The organism is Streptococcus sp. DTU_2020_1000888_1_SI_GRL_NUU_041A, from assembly GCF_032387735.1.
GTDB lineage: Bacteria > Bacillota > Bacilli > Lactobacillales > Streptococcaceae > Streptococcus > Streptococcus sanguinis.
In genome coordinates, this window is sequence record NZ_CP135591.1 from 1,099,066 (window position 1) to 1,119,825 (window position 20,760).

Below are 20,760 nucleotides of genomic sequence, written 5' to 3' on the forward strand. Positions count from 1 at the left end.
GATAATCATAAAAATAACAGTTCTGTACATTTGCAGAACTGTTATTTGTTTTTCTTTATTTTTTCTACATCCAGTGGCATGAAAGTCGCCATAACTCGACCGATAAGTTTAGGTTCTTCCTCATGCGGGATAAACTTATCACTGTATTTTTTATTAAGGGAAATTAGACGAATACCGGATGGATCGTTGAAGACTCTTTTTATAATGGTTTGACCGTCATAGTCAATAGCATAGATTGCGCCAGCAAGTTCGAAATGAGTCTGCTTGATTAGGGCTACGGAATCTCTCGGATACTTGGGCTCTAACGAGTCAGTTCGTACCCAAAGGGCAATATCGTAGTCAATTTCTCTGTCCAGCCAGACTAAATCAGCTTGTTCAGGCTTATGCTGAGAGAGATAGTAATTCTCATAGACCAAGTAGGGGAAGTAGTCATCCTTTAAGCTGGCTTGTGTTTCTTGCTCAGTCAGGCTAGCTTCTAGTAGCTTTAATCCTTTCTCCTGTCTGTCTTGGTCAAGTTGCTGATAAATACGATTTAAATCGGGAAATTGTTGAGGGATATCTGCAATTAGTCGGTAACGAGGGTCGATTTCTTCAACCTCTACGTCGAAAAATCTTGCAATCTTTTCTAGATTGGCTGCGATAGGCAGAGATGTTCCTTTGATATAGCCAGTGAGTGTACTAGCAGGAATGCCTGTTTCACGAGATAGCTCAACTTGTTTCTTACCTGTTTCCTTGAGAAGTTCTTTGAGTTTTTTAGAAATGAGAAGACTTGCTTCCTTGTCTTGGGGGCTTGCTGCGCCTCTTCCTCTGGCCATAATATCAACTCCTTTACTTGGTTTTATTATAGCGAATTAAATCGAAAAAGTAAAGAATTAGGTCAATTATCTTAGCCTAATTCTTTACTTTTTTAAATACCTTATTAAATTTCGTAGCCCATTAAGATTCCGCCTTCTTCAGCATAGAAGCTGCAGAGACCTGAAGTCGGCACCATTTCGATTTGAGCTTGAGGATACTTTTCTTGTACCAGTTGACTAAATTGTTGGCAGAATTTTTCGTTATTTCGGTGAGCGATAATGAGTCGGCCACCCTTGTAACCGGCTTTGAGTAGCTCTTCGATTGCAGAAGCAAGTGCCTTTTTCGGACCGCGTGCCTTTTGCAGAAGCTCTAACGTGCCGGTCTGGCTAGCTTCACCGACCATGCGGATATTGAGCAAGCCGACAACGGTTCCCAGAAGTTTGCTAAGCCTACCGTTTTTGACCAAGTTATCTACCTTTGCCAGAACGAAGAGAAGCTTGGTTTTCTCTTGATAGCGACTAATGACTTCAACGACTTCATCAAAGCTGAGATCTTGCTGAATGAGTTCATTGAGTTTAGTCACAAGCAAGTCCACCTCTCCGCCAGCAGAAAGACTATCAATGACATGAATCTGTGCGTCAGGATGTTCTTCCAAAAAGATTTTCTTAGCAACCTGTGCACTATTATTGCTGCCAGATAGAGTTCCAGTGATAGTCACCACAAAGATCTTATCAGCTCCCTCAAAGCTTTTGAGATAGTCATCTGGACTAGGGCAGGCAGACTTTGAAGCAGCAGAAGAAGCATACATCTTCTCCATTATCAGGTCAATTTCAAGTTGCTTATCATCTACAAAGATTTCATTTTCCACTTGAATGGTCAAGGGAACACTTTCAAATTGAGTGTCTTTGGCCAAGTTTGCCATTTCACGAAAGTCACAGCCAGAGTCAGCTATAATTTTCCAAGTCATATTTTTCTCCTTTTTTGTCAAGTATGTACAATAAAAAAATTGACAAAAAACCTGTCTTTTTTTAAAATTATAACATGAAGGATGCTTACTAGAAAGCGGAAACTGTCAGCTGATACAAGAGGGAAGAAATTGTTATGTCGGAAAAGAAAATATCGGAAAAATCACTCGCGAATTTAAAGAAATACAATCAGGAATCCAATCAAATCACGAGAGAGTCTCTGGAAATTTCTCTCATGCAGCTGCTGGAGAAGAAAGAACTCAAAAAAATTACGATTTCAGAGCTGGTTGAGCGAGCAGGGGTTTCCCGCGCTGCATTTTACCGCAATTATAGCTCTAAAGAGCAGATTCTGGAAGAGATTTTTAAAAACACTGTTCGAGGTATTACGGATAAATTGGAAGAGTTTAACTTTAAAACTGAGATGTACCAAATTTGGCTTTTTCTTTTTAAGGAAGCCAAGAAAGAAGCTCGGGTTATCAGTCTAGCCATTGACTATAATTTTGAAAAGCTGCTGACTCAGGCCGTGTTTGACTTTTTGGAAAAGCGCAATCGCAATGCTAAGAAAACGACTAACTCTTACATGAATTCCTTCTGGAGTTCGGCAGTTGTTTCCGTTCTTTCCAAGTGGATTAAGGACGGTATGAAAGTTCCAGCTGAAAAAATAGCTTCTTTAGGTCTGCCCCTCTTTCCCCAGAAAAAGAAAATCAAATAAAAACAAGTGAGTCATTAGGGCTCGCTTGTTTTTAGGTTCTGTAAGAAGTTGGTCAGTTCTTTTTGGTTACTTAATTCGTAGAATTTCTGAGGAAAAGTTTGTCGGATTTTCTTATATCTTGCCAGTGCTGGCTGACGTCGTCCTTTCCAAAGAACCCAGCAGATAAACTCCCAGTCAAACTTTTCGGGGCAGCCGGGAGCCATGCTTTCTCTGGTCCGATTTCGGTATTTTAGATAGCGTTTGAAAGCTCGATAGAGGCAGTTCCAGCGAGAGAAGTTCAGAAAGATGATTTGGTCGGCTTCTGCCATCCGCCGTTCATAAAAACACCAAGAGTAGTTGCCATCAATGATCCAGTCGGTATTTTTTGACAAAAAATTGTCCATCTGTTCTCGCATCCAATCACGATCACTATCCTTCCAGCCGGGTTGGAACTGCAATGTATCCATGTGAAGTTTGGGAATGGAGCCGTGCTTGGACAGTTGTGCTGCTAGAGTGGATTTGCCAGAACCGGAATAACCAATAATTGCTATTTTCATCCCTACCTCCTTTGTGTGAGAAACAAAAAAAGCTCCTGAGAGCTCCCTTTGTATGCATTATTTAGCAAGTTTAGCTGAAAGGCGTGCTTTATCGCGGCTTGCTTTGTTTTTGTGGATCAAACCTTTTGTTTCTGCTTTATCGATAGCTGAGCTAGCAGCACGGAAAAGTTCTTCAGATGGGTTTGCTTCAAATGATTTGATTGCAGTACGCATAGCTGACTTTTGAGCTGAGTTTTTTTCGTTATGTTTCACGTTCAATTCAGCGCGTTTGATAGCTGACTTAATGTTTGCCAAGTTGTTTCACCTCCATTGAAAATACTAACTATCTAATTATATATGAAAAATTAGGATTTGACAAGCTTTTTTATTTTTTTAAGTAAATTTCATCAATTTCATGATTTCCGGCTTTATGCAGGATAATTTCTGCTCGATTGCGGGTTGGCTCAATGTAGTCTAGCAGGTTGACAAGGTTAATGCTTTTCCAAACATTATGGGCGAAGGTTACTACTTCCTCTTCTGATTGCGTGGTGAAGCGGTGGTAGTAGTTTTTTGGGTCGTTTTCAGCCAACGTCAGCATTTTTTTAAAGCGATCCAGATACCAGTTTTCAATATTTTCGACTTCTGCATCGACATAAATTGAAAAGTCAAAAAAGTCTGTCATATATAGGCGCTCGTTCTGAGGATTCTGGAAAACATTAATCCCTTCGACAATAACAAAGTCAGCTGCCTTTACCTCTTGCATTTCTTGAGGAACGATATCGTAAGTCTCATGCGAGTAGACTGGAATTTGGAAATCCTGACCGTTTTTTATGCTGTCTAGAAAGGAAAGAAGCAGCTCCATATTATAGCTTTCTGGGAAACCTTTGCGGTTTAAAATGCCGTTAGCTTCTAAAATTTGATTAGGAAACAAGAAGCCGTCTGTGGTAACCAGCTCGACTGTCGCATTTGAAAAAGTCCGAGAAAGTAAAATCTGCAGCAAACGGCTGGTGGTGGATTTCCCAACGGCCACACTGCCAGAAACTCCAATGATAAAGGGCTGTTTCCGGCTCTCTTTTTGTAGAAAAATCCCCTTGGAAAAAGCCAAGTCTTCCTTAGAACGTTTATAAATCTGAATGAGATTGGTCAAGGGGAGGTAAATGTCCGTCACGTCTTGCAGGCTAATTTTGTCATTGAAACTCTTGATAGAATTAAGCTCGGCCTGGGTCAGAGGCGGAGTTGTTTTACGATGCAGGTTTTGCCATGTATGGCGGCTGATTTTTTCAAAATGAAGAAATTCGTTAGTCATAAGTTGCTCCTGTATGATGGACTTTAGTATAACATACTTTTTGGAGAAATGAAAACGATTTACAAATCTAGGAAAATTATGATAAAATGGTTGTATGACTAAAATGTATTTTGCAGAAAATCCTGATGCCAAACATGATATTCATGAATTAAATGTGGAACTCTTAGGACAGCGGCTGACTTTTTTGACAGATGCTGGTGTTTTCAGTAAAAAGATGATTGATTATGGCAGTCGGGTTCTTTTGTCTGTCTTGGACTTTGAAGCTGGAGAACAGGTGCTGGATGTTGGCTGTGGCTATGGGCCTCTAGGTTTGACCTTAGCCAAAGCGCAGGGAGTGACTGCGACCATGGTGGATATCAACCAGCGAGCCTTGGACTTGGCTCAGAAGAATGCTGAAAGAAACCAGATTTCAGCTGATATCTTCCAGTCGAATGTTTATGAAAAGGTCAGTGGCATTTTCGACCATATTATCAGTAATCCGCCTATTCGTGCTGGTAAGCAAGTCGTGCACGAAGTCATCAGCGGAAGCTATGAGCATTTGACAGAAGGCGGTGATTTGACCCTTGTGATTCAGAAGAAGCAAGGAGCGCCCAGTGCCAAGTCGAAGATGGAAGCTGTCTTCAGTAATTGTGAGATTGTCAAGAAGGACAAAGGCTACTATATACTAAGGAGCGAAAAATAGGATGCGTGCTGTAGATATTATCCAAAAGAAAAGAGACGGTCTGGAACTGACCAGGCAGGAAATCCAGTGGCTGATTGAGGGCTATGTGGATGGGACTGTGCCAGACTATCAGATGGCAGCCTTTGCGATGGCTGTCTATTTTAAGGGCATGACAACTCGGGAAATTTCGGATTTAACCATGATTATGGTTGGAACCGGTGAACAGTTTGACTTGTCGGAAATCGCGGGAATAAAAGTAGATAAACATTCCACCGGCGGTGTTGGTGATAAAGTAACACTGGTCTTGGTACCTTTGGTGGCTAGCTTTGGTGTGCCCGTTGCTAAAATGAGCGGCCGTGGGTTGGGCCATACTGGAGGAACCGTTGATAAATTGGAATCCATTAAAGGATTTCAGGTAGAGCGCAGTCAGGAAGACTTTATCAAGCAGGTGCAGGAAATCGGTTTGTCCGTCATCGGTCAGTCTGATCAGTTGGTGCTAGCGGATAAGTTACTCTATGCCTTGCGAGATGTAACCGCAACTGTTGATACGATTCCGCTGATAGCGAGCTCTGTTATGAGTAAGAAAATTGCTGCTGGTGCAGACAGTATCCTTCTGGATGTGACGGTCGGTGAAGGCGCCTTTATGAAAAATATTGATGACGCTCGTGTACTAGCACGCACTATGGTGGATTTGGGCAAGGCTGTCGGTAGAAAAACAGTAGCTGTTCTGACAGATATGAGTCAGCCTTTGGGAACCAGCATTGGCAATCGTTTGGAAATCTTAGAAGCATTGGATATCTTGCAGGGCAAGGGCCGTGAAGACATCACAACTTTTATTTGTGAATTAGCTCAGATTATGCTCGGACTGGCAGATGTTGAGAAAACGGTGGAAGAAGTAAGAGAACAGTTGACCAACGGTGCTGCTTTGAAGAAATTTGAAGCTATGATTGCTGCTCAAGGCGGTGACTTGGAAGACCTCTATCGTCCATCAAGTGCAGCTCATATTATAGAAGTGAAAGCAGAACAGGCAGGTTATATCACTGAACTGCCTGCTATGGAATTCGGACTCTTTGCTATGAGACTTGGAGCAGGACGTGCAGTTAAATCTGACGACTTGGATTATGAAACTGGAATTGTTTTCGAAAAGAAAGTCGGAGACAAGGTTGAAATTGGAGAAGTTTTCGCAAAAATTTATTCAAATGAAAAAATTTCTCAAGAACTAGTTACAGAATTTCAAAAAAATGTTAAAATAGGTGATGAAAGCGTTGCAGTAAGCGAAATTATCGAGGTTATTGCTTAATTCTAGGAGAAGTCAACATGAAATTAAACAAATACATAGACCATACGCTTTTAAAACCAGAAGCGTCAGAAGAGCAGATTCTGAAGTTAATTGAAGAAGCAAAAGTTTATGATTTTGCCAGTATCTGTGTCAATCCAACCTGGATAGAGTTTGCTGCGGAGCAGCTAAAAGGCTCAGATGTCAAGGTTTGTGTGCCAATTGGTTTTCCTTTAGGAGCCAACACTTCCGATGTGAAAGCTTTTGAAACCAAGGACGCAATCCAAAAGGGTGCTGGCGAAGTGGATATGGTCATCAATGTCGGTGCTCTGAAATCTAAAGATTATGATTTGGTAGAGCGAGACATTCGTGCGGTTGTAGAAGCTGCAAACGGTACCTTGGTCAAGGTAATTCTGGAAACTTGCCTGCTGACAGATGAGGAAAAGGTTAAGGCCTGCCAATTAGCTCAGAAAGCTGGAGCTGATTTTGTTAAGACCTCTACAGGATTTTCAACTGGCGGTGCGACAGTCGAAGATGTTGCCCTTATGAGAAAAACAGTTGGTCCTGACATGGGCGTCAAGGCTTCTGGCGGTGCTCGTTCTTATGAAGATGCGCTGGCTTTTATTGAAGCAGGTGCGACTCGTATCGGAACTTCGGCTGGAGTGGCGATTATGAAGGGAGAAGAAGCTAGTGGCGACTACTGAGTTGATTGACTTGGCTGTCCAAGCCAGCAAAAATGCTTATGTCCCCTATTCTCATTTCCCGATTGGAGCGGTTTTGGTCGCAAAAGACGGACAGGTATTTACCGGCGTTAACGTTGAAAATGCCAGTTTTGGCTTGACCAACTGTGGAGAGCGGACAGCTATTTTTAAGGCGGTTTCAGAAGGAGCTTTAGACTTCGAGGAGCTGATTGTCTACGGTGAGACGGAAAAACCCATATCACCCTGTGGTGCCTGCCGCCAAGTAATGGCAGAATTTTTTGCTGAGGATCTAAAAGTGACCTTGGTCGCTAAAGATAAATCGACGGTCGTGATGACGGTCAAGGAATTACTTCCATATTCTTTTACAGATTTAACATAAGTCTGTTATCGGTCATCTGACCAAACTCAAACTTGCAACTGTGTTGCACATCTTATTTAGGAGGTTCAGAAATGAACAAAAAACAATGGCTAGGTCTTGGTCTAGTAACTGTCGCAGCATTCGGACTTGCTGCATGTGGAAACCGTGCTTCTCGCTCAGATTCTTCAGACGCGAAAACTGATCTGAAGGCTGCTATCGTAACTGATACTGGCGGTGTTGATGATAAGTCATTTAACCAGTCTGCATGGGAAGGTTTGCAAGCTTGGGGTAAAGAAAACGGTCTTTCTAAAGATAACGGCTTTACTTACTACCAGTCTACAAGTGAAGCGGATTTTGCGAATAACTTCAGTCAAGCAGCTACAAATGGCTATAAATTAGTTTATGGCGTTGGTTATAAATTAGCACCTGCTGTTACAGCTGCTGCTGATGAAAATGCTGATATTAATTATGTTATTATTGATTCTGTTATCAAAGACAAGAAGAATGTAGCATCTGCTGTTTTTGCTGATAATGAAGCTGCTTACCTTGCCGGTGTTGCTGCTGCAAAAACTACTAAGACTAACAAAGTTGGTTTTATTGGAGGAGCACGTGGCGAAGTTATCACTCGTTTTGAAAAAGGCTTTGAAGCAGGAGTGAAGTCTGTTAACAAAGATATTTCAGTTGATATTCAATATGCTGAAGACTTTAATAATCCTGAAAAAGGAAGAACTATTGCTGCAACCCAATATGCCGCAGGAGCTGACGTGGTTTATCAAGCTGCTGGTGGTACTGGAGCAGGTGTCTTTAAAGAAGCAAAAGACTTGAATGAGAAGAAAAATGAAGATGAAAAAGTTTGGGTAATCGGTGTCGATCGTGATCAAGCTGAAGAAGGTAAATACAAGTCTAAAGATGGCAAGGAATCTAACTTTGTACTTGCTTCCAGCTTAAAACAAGTTGGCAAAACTGTTCAAGAGATTGCTACTCAAACAGCTGATGGTAAATTCCCGGGTGGGAAAGTAATTACATTTGGTTTGAAAGATGGTGGAGTTGAATTGACAACTTCCAACCTATCTGAAGATGCTAAAAAAGCTGTAGAAGATGCTAAGAAACAGATTATTGATGGTAGTGTAAAAGCACCTGAAAAATAATAAAGATCCAGAAGCGACCCAACCTTCTTGGGTTGCTTTTTTAGGGTATTGAGACATTTTGTCTCAATAGAGCCTACTAACTTGATTAGTAGGCTCTACTGAAATAAAATATAATTTTCTAGAAAGGAATACTCTAATGGCACATGAAAATGTCATTGAGATGCGTGAGATAACCAAAGTTTTTGGTGAATTTGTCGCAAATGACAAAATCAACCTACAACTGCGGAAAGGTGAGATTCATGCACTTCTTGGTGAAAATGGAGCTGGGAAATCTACCTTGATGAATATGTTGGCTGGTCTTTTAGAGCCAACTAGTGGAGAAATTTTTGTCAACGGAAAATCGGAAAAATTGGATTCTCCTTCTAGGGCTGCAGCTCTCGGAATAGGAATGGTTCATCAGCACTTTATGTTGGTTGAAGCATTTACTGTTGCTGAAAACATTATTCTTGGTAGCGAAATAACGAATAAAGGTGTATTAGATTTGAAAAAAGCTAATGCAGATATCCTTGAATTATCAGAACGCTATGGCTTAGCTGTTGACCCAACAGCTAAGGTTGAAGATATTTCTGTTGGTGCCCAACAACGTGTAGAAATCCTGAAGACCCTCTATCGTGGTGCCGAAATTTTGATCTTTGATGAGCCAACGGCAGTATTGACCCCTGCTGAAATTTTGGAATTAATGGATATTATGAAAACTCTTGTTAAAGAAGGGAAATCAATTATCCTGATTACTCATAAACTAGATGAAATTCGAGCAGTAGCGGATCGTGTCACAGTTATTCGCCGTGGAAAATCAATTGAAACCGTTAGCATTGAGGGCGTTTCAAATAAAGATTTGGCTGAAATGATGGTTGGACGTTCGGTTTCTTTTGTTACTGAAAAGGAAGAAGCTAAACCGAAAGACGTTGTACTTCAAATTTCTGATTTGATAGTGAATGAGAATCGTGGTGTACCAGCTGTTAAAGAGCTTTCTCTTGATGTTCATGCAGGTGAAATCGTAGGAGTTGCTGGGATTGACGGTAACGGTCAGAGTGAGTTGATTCAGGCTATTACAGGACTTCGAAAAGTAAAATCAGGAAGTATTAAAATCAAAGGAAGGGAAGTTGTAGGACTTTCTCCACGAAAGATTACAGAAATGCAAGTAAGTCATGTACCTGAGGATCGTCATCGTGATGGTTTGGTACTTGAAATGATGCTTTCTGAAAATATTGCTCTCCAGACTTACTATAAAGAACCGCTCAGTAACAAAGGTGTTTTGAATTATAATCAAATTAATTCATATGCCCGTAAATTGATGGAAGAATTTGACGTTAGAGCAGCTAGTGAACTTGTTCCAGCAGGTGCTTTGTCAGGGGGAAATCAACAAAAAGCTATTATTGCTCGAGAAGTTGATCGTAATCCAGATCTATTAATTGTCAGTCAACCTACTCGCGGATTGGATGTTGGTGCGATTGAGTATATTCATAAGCGCTTAATTTCTGAACGTGATAAAGGAAAAGCCGTTCTTGTTGTAAGCTTTGAATTAGACGAAATTCTTAATTTATCAGACCGTATTGCTGTTATTCACGATGGAAAGATTCAAGGAATTGTAAAGCCATCTGAAACTAATAAGCAAGAACTTGGTATTCTCATGGCTGGTGGAAAAATCAAGGAGGGTTCTAATGGATAAAAAAACACAGCAAATTGCTATTCCTTTTATTTCAGTTCTTTTAGGAATCTTACTTGGCGCCATCATCATGTGGATTTTTGGTTATGATGCCTTGTGGGGTTATGAAGAGTTGTTCAAAACAGCTTTTGGTTCCATTAAAAATATTGGAGAAATTTTCCGAACCATGGGGCCTCTAATTTTGATTGCTCTTGGGTTTGCAGTGGCTAGTCGTGCTGGTTTTTTCAATGTTGGTTTACCTGGTCAAGCTTTGGCAGGTTGGATTGCAGGTGTTTGGTTTGCCCTATCTTTTCCAACCATTCCTCGTTTTGCAATGTTACCGCTGACTGTCCTTGTAGCAGCAGTTGCCGGTGGTTTAATCGGTTTAATTCCGGGTTTGTTAAGAGCATTTTTAGGTACAAGCGAAGTTATTGTTACCATTATGATGAACTATATTGTTCTTTTTGCTGGAAATGAAATTATTCGGAATTTTCCTAAAAAACTAATGGTTGATTCCGAATCGAGTATTCCTGTTTCGGCAAACGCTAGCTATCGTCTAGACTTTCTTACAGAGCTTACTAAGTCACGTATGAATATTGGAATTTTCATTGCTTTGATTGCTGTTGCTGTAATTTGGTTTATCATAAAGAAAACCACACTTGGATTTGAAATTCGCTCAGTAGGTCTCAATCCAAATGCTTCAGATTATGCAGGGATGTCGGCGAAACGTACTATTATTCTTTCAATGGTGATTTCTGGAGCTCTTTGTGGTATTGGAGGAGCAGTTGAGGGTATAGGTACTTTCCAGAACGTTTATGTTCAAGCAGGATCTCTGGCTGTTGGATTTAATGGTATGGCAGTTGCTCTTCTTGCTAGCAACTCTCCTATCGGAATCATTTTTGCAGCGTTTCTACTTGGGACATTGCAAACTGGTGCGCCTGGTATGACAACGGCTACTATTCCTCCAGAACTTGTCAATATTGTAACAGCTTCCATTATCTTCTTTGTAAGTGCTCACTACATTATTGAAAAATATATCAAACCTAAAAAACGAATGAAAGGAGTAGAGTAAAGATGAATATTGTTGCTATTCTAACAATACTTGTATCAAATATGCTGGTCTATGCCGCTCCTCTCATTTTCACCAGTATTGGAGGTGCTTATTCTGAGCATGCTGGTGTAGTTAATGTTGGCTTGGAAGGCATCATGGTCATGGGAGCTTTTACAGGAGTTGTTTTTAACCTGACTTTCGCTGAAAGCTTAGGAGGAATGACTATTTGGCTTTCTCTTCTCGCAGGTGGTTTAGTTGGTCTTATTTTTTCTGCGATTCATGCAGTAGCAACCATTAATTTTCGTGCTGATCATGTTGTTAGCGGTACTGTACTGAACTTGCTGGCGCCAGCTTTAGCTGTCTTTCTTGTGAAAGCTATTTATGGAAAAGGACAAACTAATAATATTGATTTGTCCTTTGGTAAATTTGATTTTCCAATTTTGTCTAATATTCCTGTTATTGGAGATATTTTCTTTAAGAATACTAGCTTGATGGGTTACATTGCTGTTGGATTCTCATTTTTAGCTTGGTTCATCATGTTTAAGACGAAATTTGGGCTTCGCTTACGCTCAGTAGGTGAACATCCTCAAGCTGCTGATACATTAGGGATTAACGTTTATCTCATGCGTTACTACGGAGTGTTGATTTCAGGATTTTTGGGAGGAGTAGGTGGAGCTTTGTATGCTCAATCTGCTTCGGTTAATTTCTCTGCTACGACGATTGTTGGCCCTGGATTTATCGCTTTAGCTGCCATGATTTTTGGCAAATGGAATCCAATAGGTGCTATGCTTTCAAGTCTTTTCTTTGGACTTTCCCAAGCCCTAGCTGTTGTTTCTACTCAGATTCCTTTCCTTGCTCATATACCTGCGGTTTATCTTCGTATCGCGCCTTATGCCTTGACAATCATTGTTTTAGCCGCATTCTTTGGTAAATCAGTTGCTCCAAAAGCGGATGGTATCAACTATATCAAGTCTAAATAAACCTTTACACCAGTTCCAAAGAACTGGTGTTTTTTGTGATTTGAAGAAGATACAATCATAGGAATAGAAAAAGCCTGCTTCGTCTGAAACAGGTTTTTTTAAGATTAGTTTGTTGCGATTTCATTTAGCAGGTCTTCTGCAGTGGTGGTTGGGTTTACGCGTACTCGGTTGAGTGAGAGCAAGCCATTGGATAGAGAAGCTAGACCGTTATTGGTTGTCAGTCCCATCTTGTAGCCAAGGCTTTCAGCAATCTGCAAGGTTGCATCGCTGTAACGTCCAGATGGATAAGCAACGGTAGTAGTTGTTTGAGACAGTTCTTTGTCCAAGTAAGACTTGGAGTCTTTTAACTCAATTTTTTGTTGGTCTTCTGCAGTCGCTGAGAGGTCAGGATGGTTGACGGTATGGTCTTCAAAGGACATGCCTTTTTCCTTCATTTCCTTTATCTCATCTAGCGTCAGCATATCTTCACGCCCTGCTTGAACAAATCCGGTAATGACATTATTGGTTGCTTTCATGTCATATTTCTGGAGAAGTGGAAAGGCATTAGTATAGAAATCCTTTAAACTATCATCGAAGGTCAGCCAGACGACTCTTTTGTTTTCTGGCAGGACATTCTCCGTCAGGACTTTGTATGCTTCTGCCGGTGTTAGTGGATAGTAGCCTGCGTCTTTCAAGGCTTTCAGATGGCTTTCAAATGTAGCTGGATCTACAATCAAACCAGCATTAGCTGCTTCTGATGGGTCCATGACGTGAATGGCATGATACATCAAGATAGGAACTTGAACTGGCTGGTCTTGCTTGACCCATTTGACCTTGTCTTTGCTACTGTCATCCGAAGTCGTCTTTTTTTCCCGAGTCGGTGCTGACGAAGTTTTAGATGAAGTATTGACTTGGTTCGTTGACACGTTATTAGCTTCTTTTTGGTTGTGCGAGTTTTGCAGCTTAGCTAGTAAAGAAAAGCCACCTACAATCAGGACGAGAAAAAGTAATAAACTCGTTAAAGAAAGCAAAATAGCTCTTTTCCTAGCTTTGCGTTGCTGCATGCGATTTCCTCTGTGTTTTCCTGTCATAATATCTCCTTTTTTTAAAAAATTACAATTCCTTGCGGAAATTTACATCTATTATAACAAATAAAGAAGTAGTTTTGTAGGCATTTTTTTATAATTTTGTTATAATATTTTTTATACAAGAAATTTTCAAGGAGTGCTTCATGTCTATTAAAATAGCTTTACTTGGTTTTGGAACAGTGGCAAGCGGTGTGCCTTTTTTACTGAAAGAAAACGGAGAAAAAATCGTTCAAGCGGCTCATTCAGAGATTGAGGTTGCTAAAGTCTTGGTCAAAGATGATGCTGAAAAAGATCGTCTTTTAGCAGCTGGAAATGACTTTAACTTTGTCACAAATGTTGAAGAAATTCTGAAGGATCCTGAGATTACTATCGTTGTAGAATTGATGGGACGAATCGAGCCAGCGAAAACGTTCATCACTAGTGCTCTTGAAGCTGGCAAACATGTGGTAACGGCCAATAAGGACTTGCTGGCTGTTCACGGAGCAGAGTTGCTGGAAATTGCTCAAAAGCAAAATGTAGCTCTCTATTATGAAGCAGCTGTTGCCGGTGGGATTCCGATCCTGCGTACCTTGGTTAATTCATTAGCTTCTGACAAAATTACCCGTATCTTGGGTGTGGTCAATGGAACCTCTAACTTTATGATGACCAAGATGGTGGAAGAGGGTTGGTCTTATGAAGACGCTCTTGCTGAAGCACAACGCCTTGGCTTTGCTGAAAGCGACCCAACCAATGACGTAGATGGGATTGATGCGGCTTACAAGATGGTCATTCTTAGTCAGTTCGCTTTTGGTATGAATGTTAAGTTTGAAGATGTGGGTCATCAGGGAATTCGTCATATCACACCAGAAGATGTGGCTGTTGCTCAAGATCTGGGCTATGTAGTCAAGCTGGTTGGTTCTATCGAAGAAACAGCATCAGGTATTGCAGCAGAAGTGGCTCCAACTTTTCTGCCAAAAGCTCATCCCCTGGCTAGTGTTAATGGGGTGATGAACGCCGTCTTTGTCGAATCCATCGGCATCGGAGAATCCATGTACTACGGACCAGGAGCAGGTCAAAAACCAACTGCAACTAGTGTTGTGGCAGATATTGTCCGTATCAGCCGCCGTTTGAATGAAGGAACAGTTGGCAAGGCCTTTAATGAATTCAGCCGTGAGCTTGTGCTAGCTAAGCCAGAAGATGTGAAGAGTAGCTATTACTTCTCTATCTTGGCACCTGATTCTAAAGGCCAAGTTCTGCATTTGGCTGAGATTTTCAATGCTGAGGATATTTCCTTTAAGCAGATTCTGCAGGAAGGTACAGATGGTGAGAAGGCTCGCGTGGTGATTATTACCCATGCTGTCAGTAAGACACAGCTGGAAAATGTCACTGCTAAGCTCAAAGAAGTTGCTGAGTTTGACTTGCTCAATACCTTCAAAGTATTAGGAGATTAAGATGAAAATTATTGTACCAGCGACCAGTGCCAATATCGGTCCTGGCTTTGACTCCGTTGGGGTAGCCCTGTCAAAATATCTGGAAATTGAAGTCTTGGAAGAAAGTCAGGAGTGGGTGATTGAGCATGACCTCAATCCGAGAATTCCTAAGGACCGACGCAATTTACTGGTTAAGATTGCCCTGCAGTTGGCTCCAGATATTCAGCCACGCCGTTTGAAAATGACCAGTGATATTCCATTGGCTCGTGGACTTGGGTCTTCTAGTTCGGTCATTGTGGCTGGGATTGAATTGGCCAACCAGCTGGCTCATCTTAATTTGTCGGATTATCAGAAGCTAAAAATTGCTACAAAGATTGAAGGTCATCCTGACAATGTTGCGCCAGCGATTTATGGTAATTTGGTCGTATCTAGCTCATCTAGAAATCAGGTATCTGCTGTGGTAGCGGACTTTCCGGATGCAGACTTCATCGCCTATATCCCAGACTATGAGCTTCGGACGGTTGAGAGCCGCCAAGTCTTACCAAATCGGCTTTCTTACAAGGAAGCTGTTGCGGCTAGTTCCATTGCCAATGTTGCGATTGCAGCTCTTTTAAAAGGTGATATGAAAATCGCTGGTCGGGCTATCGAGTCAGATTTGTTCCACGAAAAATACCGTCAACCTTTAATCAAGGAATTTTCAGATATTAAGTTCTTAGCCAGAAAAAACGGCTCTTACGCAACCTATATCTCAGGAGCGGGACCGACTGTTATGGTCTTATCGCCTAAGCACAAGACGGAGACGATTTATCAGCTTCTGCAAAAACAGAATTTCAAGGGGCAAATCTTCCGGCTTCAGGTGGATACTGAGGGTGTCCAGGTAGAAAAATAAATCATCAAGAGGTTTTCCATGAGCCTCTTTTTTCTTTTCTAGGAACACGTATACAATAGAAGGAGTGGATATCCCTATCTTTTTATACCTAACTGTGCTATAATGGGTCTAGCTTAAAGGAGGATAATTCACTTTATGGATTATTTAGAATTACAGGCTCTGGCGAGTGAGTTAGCTTTCGGTGCCATCAGGAATGCTCTTTCTACTCAAACACAGCGTTTTACTACTAGACAATTATAAGCGTTAAAAAGCTGACCTTTCTCAGCTTTTTCTTTGTAATCTATCGTAAATGCCATAGATTTTTGATATAATAGAGTGTATTTTGTTTACATAAAAGAGAGAAAATCATGCAAAAACTAGAGAAATTAAAAACCGAATTAGAAGGAATCGACATTCGCTTCAATGAGCCTTTGAGTCAATACACCTACACAAAGGTCGGGGGCGCAGCCGATTTCTTAGTTTTTCCCCGCAATCGTTATGAGCTGGCTCGTATTGTTAATTTTGCCAATCAAGAAGACATTCCTTGGATGGTGCTGGGAAATGCCAGTAATATCATTGTGCGAGACGGCGGTATCCGAGGTTTCGTGATTATGTTTGACAAGCTCAACAATGTAGCGGTGGATGGCTATATGATTGAGGCAGAGGCCGGAGCTAATCTGATTCAGACAACCCATATCGCTCTGCAGAATAGTCTGACTGGCTTTGAGTTCGCTTGTGGTATTCCAGGCAGCGTTGGCGGAGCTGTCTTTATGAACGCCGGGGCTTATGGCGGCGAGATTGCTCATGTCTTGGTATCTTGCAAGGTACTGACTCCTCAGGGCCAAGTCAAAACGTTGGACGTTCGGGATATGAAGTTCGGCTATCGTCACTCACTTGTTCAGGAAACAGGCGACATTGTTATTTCTGCTAAGTTTGCTCTTTCGCCTGGTGTTCACAGAACGATTCGTCAGGAAATGGAGCGCTTAACCCATCTGCGGGAGCTCAAGCAGCCTTTGGAATATCCATCCTGTGGCTCTGTTTTCAAGCGTCCTTTGGGTCACTTTGCTGGTCAGCTGATTAGTGAGGCAGGCCTTAAGGGGCATCGTATCGGTGGTGTAGAGGTATCTGAGAAGCATGCCGGCTTTATGATTAACGTCGATAAAGGAACGGCTCAAGATTACGAAAATCTTATCGCTCATGTGATTGAAAGGGTGCGGGAAAATTCAGGTATTACTCTGGAGCGCGAAGTCCGCATCATTGGTGAATCTCTGTAAGACAGATATGATTTCCAGTAGAAGTATGCTGGATAAGGAACTGCAGCTGGCTGCAACTTAGTAAGGGGGTGAAAGCCTATCGACACGGAATTTATAAAGGGCCTTTACAGCCCTCACGAGGTAGCAGCGGTCTGACAGAACCCTTAATCTGTTAATACGAGAAAGAAGGAATTTATGACAATTGAAAAAACCAATCATCGAGTTTAAAAACGTTTCAAAAGTTTTTGAAGATAATAATACTGTCGTTCTGAAAGATATTAATTTCGAGCTGGAAGAAGGAAAGTTCTATACTTTGCTAGGCTCTTCCGGCTCTGGTAAATCAACGATTCTGAACATCATTGCTGGTCTTTTAGACGCGACAGACGGGGATATTTTTCTTGATGGCGTCCGCATCAATGATATTCCCACTAATAAAAGAGACGTCCACACGGTTTTTCAGTCCTATGCACTGTTTCCGCATATGAATGTTTTTGAAAATGTTGCCTTTCCGCTGCGTCTGCGCAAGGTTGATAAAAAAGAAATTCAAGAGCGGGTTGCTGAAGTGCTGAAAATGGTTCAGCTAGAAGGTTTTGAGCGCCGTTCTATTCGCAAACTGTCGGGCGGTCAGCGCCAGCGTGTAGCCATCGCGCGGGCAATCATTAATCAGCCGCGGGTTGTTTTACTGGATGAGCCGCTGTCTGCTCTGGATTTGAAGCTGCGTACAGATATGCAGTATGAGTTGCGGGAATTGCAGCAGCGTCTCGGCATTACCTTTGTCTTTGTCACGCACGACCAAGAGGAAGCTCTGGCTATGAGCGACTGGATTTTCGTTATGAATGACGGCGAGATTGTTCAGTCGGGGACGCCTGTTGATATTTATGACGAGCCCATCAACCACTTTGTTGCAACCTTCATTGGCGAGTCCAATATTCTGCCAGGTAAGATGATTGAGGACTATCTGGTTGAGTTTAACGGCAAGCGCTTTGAAGCAGTGGATGGTGGGATGCGCCCAAATGAATCTGTTGAAGTGGTGATTCGGCCGGAGGACTTGCGGATTACTCTGCCAGAAGAAGGCAAGCTGCAGGTTAAAGTTGATACCCAGCTTTTCCGTGGCGTTCACTATGAGATTATCGCTTATGATGAACTGGGCAATGAATGGATGATTCACTCGACTCGCAAGGCCATTGTTGGTGAAGAAATTGGTCTACATTTCGAGCCTGAAGATATCCATATCATGCGTCTCAATGAAACTGAAGAAGAATTCGATGCCCGTATCGAAGAATATGTAGAAGTAGAAGAGCAGGAAGCGGGGCTGATCAATGCTATTGAGGAGGAACGCGATGAAGAAAACAACCTCTAATCTTTTTCTCTTGCCCTACCTGCTCTGGATTTTCCTCTTTGTCTTGGCACCTGTTGTCATGATTATCTGGAAGTCCTTCTTCAACATTGAGGGCCAGTTTACGCTGGAAAATTACCAGACCTACTTCACATCGCAGAACTGGACCTATCTCAAGATGAGTCTGAATTCGGTTCTTTATGCAGGAATTATTACTGTCGTAACCCTGCTGATTTCCTATCCGACCGCATTCTTTTTGACTCAGCTCAAGCACAAGCAGCTCTGGCTCATGCTGATTGTCCTGCCGACCTGGATCAATCTTCTGCTCAAAGCTTATGCTTTCATCGGTATTTTTGGTCAGAATGGCTCAATTAACCAATTTTTGACTTTTATCGGAGTAGGACCGCAGCAGATTCTCTTTACGGACTTTTCATTTATCTTTGTAGCCAGCTACATCGAGCTGCCTTTTATGATTCTGCCCATTTTCAATGTTCTGGATGATTTGGATCCAAATCTTATCAATGCCAGCTATGACTTGGGAGCTAATCGCTGGGAGACTTTCCGTCGGGTTGTTTTCCCTTTGTCCTTGAATGGTGTCAGAAGTGGGGTGCAGTCAGTCTTTATCCCTAGTCTCAGTCTCTTCATGCTGACCCGCTTAATCGGCGGTAATCGAGTGATTACTCTGGGAACTGCTATTGAGCAGCACTTCCTGACTACTCAAAACTGGGGCATGGGCTCTACTATCGGAGTGGTGCTGATTGTTGCTATGCTCTTTACCATGTGGGCAACCAAGGAAAGGAGAGGGCGATGAAAAAAATTGCGAATCTCTATTTGGCCTTTGTCTTTTTGGTGCTCTACATTCCAATTTTCTATCTGATTGCTTATGCCTTTAATGCTGGGGAAGACATGAATCGTTTTACAGGATTCAGTCTCAGCCATTTCCAGAATCTCTTTGAGGATTCACGTCTGATTCTGATTTTGGTTCAGACCTTCTTTCTGGCTTTCCTGTCTTCATTGATTGCGACTCTGATTGGGACTTTTGGAGCCATCTATATTTATCAAGCCCGCAAGAAATATCAGGATGCCTTTCTGTCTATCAACAATATCCTCATGGTAGCTCCGGATGTCATGATTGGAGCCAGTTTTCTGATTCTCTTTACTACTGCTAAATTCCAGCTGGGCTTCCTTTCTGTGCTGGCTAGTCATGTGGCCTTTTCCATTCCGATTGTGGTGTTGATGATTCTTCCGCGTCTGAAGGAAATGAATGATGATATGATTAAGGCTGCTTATGACTTAGGCGCCAGCCAATTGCAAATGCTAAAAGAAATCATGCTGCCTTATCTGACTCCAGCCATCATCGCTGGCTACTTCATGGCCTTTACCTATTCACTAGATGACTTTGCAGTGACCTTCTTCGTTACAGGCAATGGCTTCTCAACTCTGTCTGTTGAGATATACTCCCGCGCTCGTCAGGGAATTTCTCTGGAAATCAATGCCCTGTCAGCCTTGGTCTTTCTCTTCAGCATTGCTTTGGTAATTGGGTATTACTTTATCACCCGTGAGAAGGAGGAGACTGTATGAGAAAACTCTATTCATTTTTAGCGGGAATTCTGCTGATTATCTTAGTCTTGTGGGGTGTCAGCTACCAGATTGAAAGTCGGACGCAGAGTAAGGAAAGCGATAAGCTGGTCATTTACAACTGGGGTGACTATATCGATCCTGAGCTGCTGACTGAGTTTACTAAAGAAACTGGTGTCCAAATCCAGTACGATACCTTTGACTCCAATGAAGCTATGTATACAAAAGTGAAGCAGGGCGGCACAACCTACGACATTGCCATTCCTAGTGAATATATGATTGCCAAGATGATGAAGGAAGGCTTGGTGGAGAAGCTAGATCATAGCCAGATTAAAGGTTTGGAAAATATCGGATCTGACTTTTTAGACCAGCCTTTCGATCCAGGAAATCAGTACTCGATTCCTTATTTTTGGGGAACGCTGGGTATTGTCTACAATGAAAAAATGGTTGATAAAGCTCCGGAGCATTGGAATGACCTCTGGCGTCCTGAATACAAAAACTCCATCATGATAATTGATGGAGCTCGTGAAGTCATGGGAATTGGTCTGAACTCAGACGGTCATAGTCTCAACTCCAAAGATGCTAATCAGCTGCAGGAAGCTGTCGACAAGCTCTATACTCTGACGCCAAATATCAAGGCTATTGTAGCTGATGAGATGAAGGGATACATGATTCAGAACAATGCAGCTATCGGTGTGACCTTTTCTGGCGAGGCTCGTCAGATGCTGGAGGCTAATGAAGACCTACGCTATGTCGTGCCTACAGAAGCCAGCAACCTTTGGTTTGACAATATTGTCATTCCTAAAACGGTCAAAAATAAAAAAGCAGCCTATCAGTTTATTAACTTTATGCTGAGACCGGAAAATGCTTATAAAAATGCCCTTTATGTTGGTTATGCGACACCAAATCTTCCTGCCAAGGCCATGTTGCCTAAGGAAACTCAGGAAGATGAGGCTTTTTATCCGACTGAGGAAACGATGAAACATCTGGAAGTTTATGAGCAGTTGGGCCCTAAATGGTTGGGAACCTACAATGACCTCTATCTTCAAGTCAAGATGTATCGGAAGTGATAGTCAAGTAAGGTTGCTTGATGAATACAAAAAAAACGCCTGGCTCAATGAGCTGGGCGTTTGCTG

22 protein-coding genes are annotated in these 20,760 nt (G+C 41.9%); 16 read left to right on the forward strand and 6 right to left on the reverse strand.

Annotation, left to right across the window (positions count from 1 at the left end):
- Window positions 1-41 precede the first annotated feature (41 nt).
- Together RSK81_RS05315 and RSK81_RS05320 are read right to left on the reverse strand one after the other, a co-directional pair.
- Window positions 42-815, reverse strand: a complete 774-nt coding sequence (locus RSK81_RS05315; protein WP_002900492.1) for an XRE family transcriptional regulator — start codon at window positions 813-815, stop codon at window positions 42-44.
- 104 nt (window positions 816-919) lie between these two features.
- Entirely contained in the window at window positions 920-1,762 is an 843-nt protein-coding gene (locus RSK81_RS05320; protein ID WP_315687666.1) for a DegV family protein, read from the reverse strand.
- 134 nt (window positions 1,763-1,896) lie between these two features.
- Between RSK81_RS05320 and RSK81_RS05325 the strand changes: the two genes are divergently transcribed.
- Window positions 1,897-2,472, forward strand: a complete 576-nt coding sequence (locus RSK81_RS05325; RefSeq protein WP_002900490.1) for a TetR/AcrR family transcriptional regulator — start codon at window positions 1,897-1,899, stop codon at window positions 2,470-2,472.
- A gap of 14 nt (window positions 2,473-2,486) precedes the next feature.
- On the opposite strand, the gene RSK81_RS05330 is transcribed toward RSK81_RS05325, so the two are convergent.
- The 3 genes from RSK81_RS05330 to coaA form a co-directional block, all read right to left on the reverse strand.
- On the reverse strand, window positions 2,487-3,008 hold the full coding sequence (locus tag RSK81_RS05330) for a DNA topology modulation protein (RefSeq protein WP_315687668.1): 522 nt from the start codon (window positions 3,006-3,008) through the stop codon (window positions 2,487-2,489).
- Between the two features lie 57 nt (window positions 3,009-3,065).
- The gene (gene rpsT, locus RSK81_RS05335) at window positions 3,066-3,302 is read right to left on the reverse strand and encodes a 30S ribosomal protein S20 (protein ID WP_002900488.1); all 237 of its coding nucleotides are present in this window, start codon (window positions 3,300-3,302) and stop codon (window positions 3,066-3,068) included.
- A gap of 70 nt (window positions 3,303-3,372) precedes the next feature.
- On the reverse strand, window positions 3,373-4,293 hold the full coding sequence (coaA, locus tag RSK81_RS05340; protein ID WP_002900487.1) for a type I pantothenate kinase: 921 nt from the start codon (window positions 4,291-4,293) through the stop codon (window positions 3,373-3,375).
- 94 nt (window positions 4,294-4,387) lie between these two features.
- Here coaA and RSK81_RS05345 point away from each other — a divergent pair, with 94 nt between their 5' ends.
- The 8 genes from RSK81_RS05345 (at window position 4,388) to RSK81_RS05380 (ending at window position 12,113) form a co-directional block, all read left to right on the forward strand.
- Window positions 4,388-4,975 (forward strand): class I SAM-dependent methyltransferase, encoded by a 588-nt coding sequence (locus tag RSK81_RS05345; RefSeq protein ID WP_002900486.1) that lies wholly within the window; start codon window positions 4,388-4,390, stop codon window positions 4,973-4,975.
- 1 nt (window position 4,976) lies between these two features.
- Window positions 4,977-6,254 carry a pyrimidine-nucleoside phosphorylase gene (locus RSK81_RS05350; protein WP_002900485.1) on the forward strand — a complete coding sequence of 426 codons (1,278 nt, stop codon included), beginning with the start codon at window positions 4,977-4,979 and terminating at the stop codon, window positions 6,252-6,254.
- 17 nt (window positions 6,255-6,271) lie between these two features.
- The gene (deoC, locus tag RSK81_RS05355; RefSeq protein WP_002897691.1) at window positions 6,272-6,934 is read left to right on the forward strand and encodes a deoxyribose-phosphate aldolase; all 663 of its coding nucleotides are present in this window, start codon (window positions 6,272-6,274) and stop codon (window positions 6,932-6,934) included.
- The gene (locus tag RSK81_RS05360; protein WP_002900483.1) at window positions 6,921-7,310 is read left to right on the forward strand and encodes a cytidine deaminase; all 390 of its coding nucleotides are present in this window, start codon (window positions 6,921-6,923) and stop codon (window positions 7,308-7,310) included. The genes deoC and RSK81_RS05360 overlap by 14 nt, the downstream gene beginning before the upstream one ends.
- Before the next feature lie 71 nt (window positions 7,311-7,381).
- A complete protein-coding gene (locus RSK81_RS05365; RefSeq protein WP_002900482.1) occupies window positions 7,382-8,437 on the forward strand; it encodes a BMP family protein in 1,056 nt (351 codons plus the stop codon).
- 136 nt (window positions 8,438-8,573) lie between these two features.
- Window positions 8,574-10,106, forward strand: a complete 1,533-nt coding sequence (locus RSK81_RS05370) for an ABC transporter ATP-binding protein (RefSeq protein WP_002900481.1) — start codon at window positions 8,574-8,576, stop codon at window positions 10,104-10,106.
- Window positions 10,099-11,154, forward strand: a complete 1,056-nt coding sequence (locus tag RSK81_RS05375) for an ABC transporter permease (RefSeq protein ID WP_002900480.1) — start codon at window positions 10,099-10,101, stop codon at window positions 11,152-11,154. Before RSK81_RS05370 ends, RSK81_RS05375 begins: the two co-directional genes overlap by 8 nt.
- Before the next feature lie 2 nt (window positions 11,155-11,156).
- Window positions 11,157-12,113, forward strand: a complete 957-nt coding sequence (locus tag RSK81_RS05380) for an ABC transporter permease (RefSeq protein WP_002900479.1) — start codon at window positions 11,157-11,159, stop codon at window positions 12,111-12,113.
- Between the two features lie 104 nt (window positions 12,114-12,217).
- On the opposite strand, the gene RSK81_RS05385 is transcribed toward RSK81_RS05380, so the two are convergent.
- The gene (locus tag RSK81_RS05385; protein WP_002900478.1) at window positions 12,218-13,183 is read right to left on the reverse strand and encodes a polysaccharide deacetylase family protein; all 966 of its coding nucleotides are present in this window, start codon (window positions 13,181-13,183) and stop codon (window positions 12,218-12,220) included.
- 140 nt (window positions 13,184-13,323) lie between these two features.
- On the opposite strand from RSK81_RS05385, the gene RSK81_RS05390 reads away from it, so the two are divergent.
- The 7 genes from RSK81_RS05390 (at window position 13,324) to RSK81_RS05420 (ending at window position 20,694) form a co-directional block, all read left to right on the forward strand.
- Entirely contained in the window at window positions 13,324-14,610 is a 1,287-nt protein-coding gene (locus tag RSK81_RS05390) for a homoserine dehydrogenase (RefSeq protein WP_002900476.1), read from the forward strand.
- A gap of 1 nt (window position 14,611) precedes the next feature.
- Window positions 14,612-15,478, forward strand: a complete 867-nt coding sequence (gene thrB / locus RSK81_RS05395) for a homoserine kinase (protein WP_002900475.1) — start codon at window positions 14,612-14,614, stop codon at window positions 15,476-15,478.
- 347 nt (window positions 15,479-15,825) lie between these two features.
- Window positions 15,826-16,731, forward strand: coding sequence for a UDP-N-acetylmuramate dehydrogenase (gene murB / locus RSK81_RS05400; RefSeq protein ID WP_002895636.1), 906 nt, complete (start codon window positions 15,826-15,828; stop codon window positions 16,729-16,731).
- A 181-nt stretch (window positions 16,732-16,912) separates the two neighbouring features.
- Window positions 16,913-18,070: an ABC transporter ATP-binding protein gene (locus tag RSK81_RS05405; protein WP_002904388.1), complete on the forward strand. Its 1,158-nt coding sequence runs from the start codon at window positions 16,913-16,915 to the stop codon at window positions 18,068-18,070.
- Window positions 18,051-18,857 carry an ABC transporter permease gene (locus RSK81_RS05410; protein WP_002895634.1) on the forward strand — a complete coding sequence of 269 codons (807 nt, stop codon included), beginning with the start codon at window positions 18,051-18,053 and terminating at the stop codon, window positions 18,855-18,857. The genes RSK81_RS05405 and RSK81_RS05410 overlap by 20 nt, the downstream gene beginning before the upstream one ends.
- Window positions 18,854-19,627, forward strand: coding sequence for an ABC transporter permease (locus RSK81_RS05415; RefSeq protein ID WP_002900472.1), 774 nt, complete (start codon window positions 18,854-18,856; stop codon window positions 19,625-19,627). The genes RSK81_RS05410 and RSK81_RS05415 overlap by 4 nt, the downstream gene beginning before the upstream one ends.
- Window positions 19,624-20,694 carry an ABC transporter substrate-binding protein gene (locus tag RSK81_RS05420; RefSeq protein WP_002906674.1) on the forward strand — a complete coding sequence of 357 codons (1,071 nt, stop codon included), beginning with the start codon at window positions 19,624-19,626 and terminating at the stop codon, window positions 20,692-20,694. Before RSK81_RS05415 ends, RSK81_RS05420 begins: the two co-directional genes overlap by 4 nt.
- The last annotated feature ends 66 nt before the right edge of the window (window positions 20,695-20,760 follow it).